Raw genomic sequence first — 1,961 nt, forward strand, 5'->3', positions numbered from 1 at the left:
ATCAATAAAGCGCATCGGATTATTGAATGCATAATTATAGGGTGAATGCCTGCGCATCTTTTCCGCCAGTGGATCAAGTACAAACCATCTTCCAATGGCCGGATCGTACATCCTAGCTCCGAAGTCATACATGTTTACTCCCAAGTGGCCGTTTGCCTCTTTGCCGTTGTATAAATACGGATTTATTTTGATTCCGCCATACTGATAACCCAGTCCTGAAAGCTCGAGACCCCAAGGATCATAGTGTGTCTCCTGTACGATTAGTGGTCCAGTGCTTTCTATTCGAAATTGATCAAACCAAACATCATCTGATGTCTCATTGACCAAGTAAGTCTCGATATATCCATCCTTAGGTACAGCGATCTTTTTGATCAGTTCTTCATGTTTGTTTCTGGCTTTTTTGGATAGGATGACTTTTCCTTGATCGTAAAGGTTTGAATCGGCATCGTAGAGTGCATATCCCATATATGCTTCAGGAACGGGTTTTTGTTGCAACTCGTTGATCACCAACGCGATCACATTTGCGATGGCAATTTCATTCACTCCCCCTGCACTTAGGTTCTGACCGTATTCGGTGAGCTGCTGGATCAGCTTCTTGTCCATTCCTGAGCGTACAAAGCTGGCTGGTGAAAGTCTGCATTTCTTAAACATAACACAATTACTATCCAGTCAATTACTCTTAACTGTAAATCAGCGAATTATAAAATTGCTTTAAACAATAGTCTCCTAAACTGGTAAGTTCGAAATTAAATTTGCGATAGTTCAAAAAATAAACCATACAAATAATCAATATTTATGATTTTAACTCTTTAAATCTCCATGTTCAAGAAATCCACGGATAGAGAGTTTTCCTAATCTTAAAAACATCTATATTCAAAACTTTGTCAATTTCATTGACCAATAAACTTGATAATTTGATAACTTCACCACTTTTTAACTCAATAACAGAATAATTATAATAATCCCACAGAAAAATTGGCGTTCTATTTTCAGCTAGTGTTCTAGTTTTAAACACGGTAATTTTTAGAATCTCGTGGTCTTCAAAACAAATTTGTTTTCCCTTTCTCCTAAAAATCATTTTCCCAATAGAACAATCATATTCAAAAGTGTCATTTCGATTTAATAAATAATACTGAATATGAAGTACAATCATTGGCACTACATATAAAATAAATACAAAGCCACCCATGAATAAAGATGGAATTAATTCAAAATGTCCAACCTTATAGACCACCATTAAATATATTCCTATTGAAACAATAAGAAGTGGAAAAATTAGAATTGACAAATGACGGGAATGATCCGCAATTAATATTGAAAATTTTTTCATATCAACGACCAGGTACCCACCCTCTTTTAAGTGCATTATGAAAATCATTATAACCTTGGGTAATTTGTGGCTGGATGTTTTTCATCCATCCATCATAAGCATACTCCCCTAAGATAAATATTCCTCCAACCATAGCCCCCAAGCCTGCTGTGCCGTATACACCCCCTGCTGTGGCTGAAACAGTTCCTAATGTATGATAACTGAATCTTCCAACATAATCCAAACCTTCATTAGACAAATTATAAATATCATATCCAATACTTGCACCCCCTAACATGAAACTTCCTATTGATGAACCTGCTTTGACATATTTAAGTACCTGACCCGTCTGCTTAGAAATTATATTCCAACCAGCTATTGCTTTTCCCGATTTATCATACACGGGTATTACTCTAGTTTGTGCGGTTTTAATTTGATCTCCCACAGCTTCAACGACGGCAGCCCCAGTGGACAATTCACCTAAATTACTTGCAGTCTTCTTACTGTCTTTATTCTCCGGATTATTTTTATCATTTTTTTTCTTATCAGAAAGATATCCTACATCTTCTGTATGACTCCATACACTTCCAATATCAATATCTTCACCATATCCTCCCTTAACAACCTGCCCAGTTCCGACTTCATTTTGGGT

The 1,961-nt window shown here is 36.5% G+C and carries 3 protein-coding genes; all 3 read right to left on the minus strand.

Features of this window, described 5'->3' with window-relative positions:
* The coding region (locus BVH04_RS25775; protein WP_205635832.1) for an RHS repeat domain-containing protein at nucleotides 1-651 on the minus strand (651 nt) is incomplete at its 3' end.
* A gap of 172 nt (nucleotides 652-823) precedes the next feature.
* Nucleotides 824-1,330: a hypothetical protein gene (locus tag BVH04_RS09505; protein WP_140160556.1), complete on the minus strand. Its 507-nt coding sequence runs from the start codon at nucleotides 1,328-1,330 to the stop codon at nucleotides 824-826.
* Nucleotide 1,331: 1 nt separating this feature from the next.
* Nucleotides 1,332-1,961: hypothetical protein (locus tag BVH04_RS25430; protein WP_169714403.1), on the minus strand; the 630-nt coding region annotated here is incomplete at its 5' end.

Source organism: Algoriphagus antarcticus, from assembly GCF_002150685.1.
GTDB lineage: Bacteria > Bacteroidota > Bacteroidia > Cytophagales > Cyclobacteriaceae > Algoriphagus > Algoriphagus antarcticus.